6 protein-coding genes are annotated in these 5,754 nt (G+C 38.3%); all 6 read left to right on the forward strand.

Features of this window, described 5'->3' with window-relative positions:
• Window positions 1-678: D-alanyl-lipoteichoic acid biosynthesis protein DltD (gene dltD / locus QP439_RS08645; RefSeq protein WP_285389572.1), on the forward strand; the 678-nt coding region annotated here is incomplete at its 5' end.
• 461 nt (window positions 679-1,139) lie between these two features.
• Entirely contained in the window at window positions 1,140-1,271 is a 132-nt protein-coding gene (locus QP439_RS08650; protein WP_033682482.1) for a teichoic acid D-Ala incorporation-associated protein DltX, read from the forward strand.
• Between the two features lie 20 nt (window positions 1,272-1,291).
• Window positions 1,292-2,842: a D-alanine--poly(phosphoribitol) ligase subunit DltA gene (dltA, locus tag QP439_RS08655; RefSeq protein WP_285389575.1), complete on the forward strand. Its 1,551-nt coding sequence runs from the start codon at window positions 1,292-1,294 to the stop codon at window positions 2,840-2,842.
• Window positions 2,839-4,083: a D-alanyl-lipoteichoic acid biosynthesis protein DltB gene (dltB, locus tag QP439_RS08660; protein ID WP_084953110.1), complete on the forward strand. Its 1,245-nt coding sequence runs from the start codon at window positions 2,839-2,841 to the stop codon at window positions 4,081-4,083. Before dltA ends, dltB begins: the two co-directional genes overlap by 4 nt.
• A gap of 12 nt (window positions 4,084-4,095) precedes the next feature.
• A complete protein-coding gene (dltC, locus tag QP439_RS08665; RefSeq protein ID WP_000351967.1) occupies window positions 4,096-4,335 on the forward strand; it encodes a D-alanine--poly(phosphoribitol) ligase subunit DltC in 240 nt (79 codons plus the stop codon).
• The gene (gene dltD / locus QP439_RS08670; protein WP_084928023.1) at window positions 4,328-5,596 is read left to right on the forward strand and encodes a D-alanyl-lipoteichoic acid biosynthesis protein DltD; all 1,269 of its coding nucleotides are present in this window, start codon (window positions 4,328-4,330) and stop codon (window positions 5,594-5,596) included. The genes dltC and dltD (QP439_RS08670) overlap by 8 nt, the downstream gene beginning before the upstream one ends.
• The last annotated feature ends 158 nt before the right edge of the window (window positions 5,597-5,754 follow it).

A 5,754-nucleotide genomic window follows, 5' to 3' on the forward strand; every position in this document is an offset into this window, starting at 1 on the left:
TTTGAGTTTAAAGGAATAAATCGCGTTATCGAGATTACCAAGGGGAACAAGCAACAAAATGACATCTACAAAAAATACAAAAGTTATTTCATAGATGAGAAAGGAACGATTGTTGATAAAAAACTATTAGAGTTCGATAACGCGATTTATTCCTTTAAACTCAAACATATTTTTTATCAAAAACATGCCAAATCAGATTATCCTTCACTAGGAGACAAAACCCCAGACTATGATTGGGAGAAAATGACGAATCAGTTTGTAGAAGAGGTCAAAAAGAAAACAGACAATAATGATTATGCTGTTGATAATAACTACTACAATACCTATTTAAAAGATCGTTATACATCGCTGAAGGATTCTAGTAAAGATTTGAGCTACCTCGAGTCACCAGAGTATTCAGATATGGAACTCTTCTTGACAGTTGCCAAGGAATTGGGCATTGAAGTTGAGGTCATTATTTTCCCAGTAAATGGTAAATGGAATGACTACACAGGTGTCTCAAGAGAGATGCGGGAGAAAACTTATAAAAAAATAGAAGATGTCGCAAAAAGCCATGGTGCAACGGTATTAAACTATGGAAACAGAGAGTATGATGATTACTTTTTATTTGATGTGATGCACGTTGGAGTGAAAGGATGGATGGAAGTTGAAAAAGAACTATACAAATTTGCAAACTAAGCTAACTAACACACATCGCTTAATCTTGTGGACGCTATTTTTCTATACGGTTATCTTAAGCATCGTGATTTATTGTTTTGTTACCGATTTTTCGAACATTCAAGAATTTATCTATAGTGAATTCTAGGATTACATACTATAAAAATCTCTAGATAAAGCGAACTGCACCGATAAAGTGAGACATAAGATAAGGCTCTATAATATTTATAGTGGAAAAATCCTCTATAGGTAGTATGGAGCCTACTTTGTTGTAGCTCCCCATATAATCCATACTGAAAAGCATTTAAGCTATCATTAGAAAGAATCATATGGAACAAATTAATGTTACTGGAACGTAGTGAAAATAGACGGGTAAACAATTGAAAAACTAGTCTATAAAGTGGTATAATAGCAGAAAAATAAATTAGTAAGAAATTGATTTTATTTTAGCGGAAAATTACAGAAATGAATGGTTTTTCTTGATGAAACAGAGAAAAGAATTGTACATATTTCTTGGTCGGACAGCCTTGTATTTTCTTATCTTTCTAGGGCTGCTTTACTTCTTTAGCTATCTTGGTCAGGGTCAAGGAAGCTTTATCTATAATGAATTTTAACTTGAAGGAGAATCCTTATTATGTCAAATAAAGCAATCGTAGATATGATTGAAACCATTGAGCATTTTGCTCAGACACAGCCTAGCTATCCTGTTTACAATGTTTTGGGGCAGGAACACACTTATGGAGATTTGAAGGCTGATTCGGATAGTTTAGCTGCAGCCATTGATCAACTGGATTTGCCAGAGAAGTCTCCTGTGGTTGTTTTTGGTGGCCAAGAATATGAAATGTTGGCAACTTTTGTAGCGCTGACTAAGTCAGGTCATGCCTACATTCCAATTGATAGCCATTCGGCTTTGGAGCGAGTTTCAGCTATTTTAGAAGTAGCGGAGCCAAGTTTGATTATTGCCGTTTCAGACTTCCCATTGGAGCAGGTTTCTACGCCGATGATGACTCTAGCTCAGGTTCAAGAAGCCTTTGCTCAAGGGTCTAGATATGAGATCACGCATCCAGTCAAGGGAGATGATAACTACTACATTATCTTTACTTCTGGTACGACTGGTAAGCCAAAGGGAGTACAGATTTCACATGATAATCTCCTCAGCTTTACCAACTGGATGATTACGGACAAGGAATTTGCGACGCCAAGTCGTCCGCAAATGCTGGCTCAGCCCCCTTATTCTTTTGACTTGTCTGTCATGTATTGGGCACCGACCTTGGCACTGGGTGGTACACTTTTTGCCCTTCCTTCAGCTATTACTCAGGACTTTAAGCAACTCTTTGCGACCATCTTTTCATTGCCAATCGCTATCTGGACATCAACGCCTTCTTTTGCGGATATGGCCATGTTGTCTGAAGATTTTAATAGCGAAAAAATGCCTGGAATTACGCATTTCTACTTTGATGGTGAAGAATTGACGGTCAAAACAGCTCAAAAACTACGCGAACGTTTCCCAAATGCCCGTATTATCAATGCTTACGGCCCAACAGAAGCGACAGTAGCCCTGTCAGCTGTTGCTGTGACAGACGAGATGCTAGCGACTCTCAAACGCCTACCAATCGGTTATACCAAGGCTGATTCTCCAACCTTTATCATTGACGAGGACGGCAATAAATTGCCAAATGGCGAACAGGGAGAAATCATTGTTTCGGGACCAGCCGTTTCAAAAGGTTATATGAACAATCCTGAAAAAACGGCAGAAGCCTTCTTTGAGTTTGAAGGTCTACCAGCCTACCATACAGGAGATGTGGGAACTATGACAGATGAAGGCTTACTTCTCTACGGCGGACGCATGGACTTCCAGATTAAGTTCAACGGTTACCGCATTGAGTTAGAAGATGTCTCTCAAAACCTCAATAAGTCTCGCTTTATCGAGTCTGCTGTAGCTGTGCCACGTTATAATAAAGACCACAAGGTGCAAAATCTATTGGCTTATGTCATCTTGAAAGACGGTGTTCGTGAGCAGTTTGAGCGAGATATTGATATTACCAAGGCTATCAAGGAAGATTTAACAGATATCATGATGTCCTACATGATGCCGTCTAAATTCCTTTATCGAGACAGTTTGCCACTGACTCCAAATGGAAAAATTGACATCAAAGGATTGATTAACGAGGTGAATAAGAGATGATGGAGTTCTTTCAACAGCTTCCTCATTTAGAGCCATATGGGAATCCTCAGTATTTTGTCTATGTGATTGCTGCAACCTTGCCCATCTTTATCGGTCTCTTTTTCAAGAAACGCTTTGCCTGGTATGAAGTGCTGGTTAGTCTCTTCTTTATCGTCACCATGTTGGTAGGTGGGAAGACTAATCAATTGGCTGCCTTGGGTATTTACCTTTGTTGGGAAATATTGCTCTTGCTTTTCTATAAGCACTATCGAAAAAGTAAGGATGGCAAGTGGGTCTTCTACCTGGTTAGTTTTCTGTCCCTGCTTCCAATTATCTTTGTCAAGGTGCAGCCGGCTATCAATGGAACGCAGTCTTTGCTTGGGTTTTTGGGAATTTCTTACCTGACCTTTCGTTCGGTTGGGATTATCATCGAGCTGAGAGATGGAGTGATTAAGGATTTTACCCTCTGGGAATTCCTCCGTTTCCTTCTCTTCATGCCGACCTTTTCAAGTGGCCCAATCGATCGCTTTAAGCGATTTAATGAAAATTATCAGACCATTCCTGAGCGAGATGAGTTGATGGATATGCTGGATGAATCTGTTCGCTATATCATGTGGGGATTTTTGTACAAGTTTATCCTAGCTCATGTTTTAGGAGAGACCTTACTCCCTCCTCTGAAGAATCTAGCCTTGCAGTCAGGTGGTTTCTTTAATCTCTATGCCTTGGTAGTCATGTATACCTTTGGTCTGGAGCTCTTCTTTGACTTTGCAGGTTACTCTATGTTTGCTTTAGCCATTTCAAATTTGATGGGAATTCGTAGCCCTATCAACTTTAACAAGCCCTTTTTATCAAGGGATTTAAAGGAATTTTGGAATCGCTGGCATATGAGTCTCTCTTTCTGGTTCCGTGACTTTGTCTTTATGAGAATGGTCATGGTGTTGACCAGAAAGAAGGTCTTTAAAAATCGCAATGTAACCTCAAGTGTGGCCTACATTGTAAATATGCTGATTATGGGATTTTGGCACGGTGTGACCTGGTACTATATCGCCTATGGACTCTTTCATGGGATTGGACTGGTTATCAATGACGCTTGGATTCGCAAGAAAAAAACGCTCAATAAGGAACGGAAAAAAGCAGGGAAGCCTGCTCTACCTGAGAATCGCTGGATTCAGTTGCTTGGCATGGTTGTCACCTTCCATGTCGTCATGCTGTCATTCTTGATCTTTTCTGGATTCTTGAATGATTTATGGTTTAAAAAATAAAGGAAATAAAATATGGATATCAAATCAGAAGTTATCGAAATTATTGATGAGTTGTTTATGGAAGATGTTTCTGACATGATGGATGAAGATCTTTTTGATGCAGGTGTCTTGGATAGCATGGGCACGGTTGAGTTGATTGTGGAGATTGAAAACCGTTTTGACATTCGCGTCCCTGTAACAGAGTTTGGTCGCGACGACTGGAATACAGCCAATAAAATCATAGCTGGCATTGTGGAGCTACAAAATGCTTAAACGCTTATGGATGATCTTCGGACCGGTCTTGATAGCTGGCTTGTTGGTTATTTTGGTTATATGCTATTATCCTGCAAGTATTAGACATGACATTGTATCTGAAAAGCATTCGGCAGCTTCTGTTACTGCAGAAAGTTTTAGAGAACGAAATCAAAAATCAAAAGCTTTGTCTGATACTTCTATCCGATTTATACCTTTCTTTGGTTCAAGTGAGTGGCTTCGTTTTGATGGTGCTCATCCTGCAGTATTGGCTGAGAAATACAATCGCTCCTATCGTCCTTATCTTTTAGGACAGAGTGGAGCTGCATCGCTAAACCAGTATTTTGGAATGCAACAGATGTTGCCAGAAATAGAGAATAAGCAAGTCGTATTTGTTATATCTCCCCAATGGTTTACAGAAAAAGATTATGAATCTGCAGTATTTCAATCGTATTTTAATAGTGACCAATTAACTTCCTTTTTAGAAAATCAATCAGGAGATATTAGTAGTCAGCATGCATCTAAGAGATTATTAAAACAGTTTCCAAATGTATCAATGAAAGATATAATACAAAAAATTGCTAATAATGAGTCTCTTTCAGAGTTCGATCATATTCGTATAAAGATTAGCGCTCTAATCAATCAGAAACAAGCAAATTTTTTTGGACAGTTCTCAATCAGACAGTGGTTGAAATATAAAGAACATGTTGATAAATATTTGAATACTATTCCAGACCAGTTTTCTTATCAAAAAATAGAAGATGCTGTCAAAGCAGATGCAGAAAAAAATACTTCTAATAATGAATTTAGTATAGATAATCATTTCTATGATACACAAATCAGAGACTATTTGAAAAAGTTAAAAGGATCACAGACTAGTTATAATTACCTTAAATCATCCGAGTACAGTGACTTGCAGTTAGTTCTAAATCAGTTTGCCAAATCAAAGGTCAATGTAATGTTTGTGATTCCTCCCGTAAATAAAAAATGGATGGATTTTACAGGATTGGATGAAAATATGTACCAACAAACGGTACAGAAGATTCGCTATCAGTTAGAAAGTCAAGGTTTTACCAATATAGCAGATTTTTCTAAAGATGGTGGGGAGCCTTTCTTTATGAAGGATACCATTCACCTTGGTTGGTTGGGTTGGTTAGCTTTTGACAAGGCAGTTGATCCTTTCCTATCCAATCCCACACCAGCTCCGACTTACCATCTGAATGAGCGCTTTTTCAGCAAAGACTGGGCGACATACGATGGAGATGTCAAAGAATTTCAATAAATTGATTCAAGCTTGAATTTTTCAGTTCAGGCTTTTTTGTTAAATTACGAATATTTTAGTAAAAAATATGTTGAAAGTTTCAAAAATTGGCTCTTTGTCAACTGTAGTGGGTTGAATAAAAGCTAAAACCGAGAAAGGACAAATTTCGTCCTTTCTTT

Origin of the sequence: Streptococcus sp. UMB1203, from assembly GCF_030217725.1 — a bacterium.
Classification (GTDB): Bacteria; Bacillota; Bacilli; order Lactobacillales; family Streptococcaceae; genus Streptococcus.

Coding starts and splice junctions, on each gene's coding strand:
- QP439_RS08650 (WP_033682482.1), top strand. CDS start 1,140: ATGAAACAGAGAAAAGAATTGTACATATTTCTTGGTCGGACAGCCTTG.
- dltA (WP_285389575.1), top strand. CDS start 1,292: ATGTCAAATAAAGCAATCGTAGATATGATTGAAACCATTGAGCATTTT.
- dltB (WP_084953110.1), top strand. CDS start 2,839: ATGATGGAGTTCTTTCAACAGCTTCCTCATTTAGAGCCATATGGGAAT.
- dltC (WP_000351967.1), top strand. CDS start 4,096: ATGGATATCAAATCAGAAGTTATCGAAATTATTGATGAGTTGTTTATG.
- dltD (WP_084928023.1), top strand. CDS start 4,328: ATGCTTAAACGCTTATGGATGATCTTCGGACCGGTCTTGATAGCTGGC.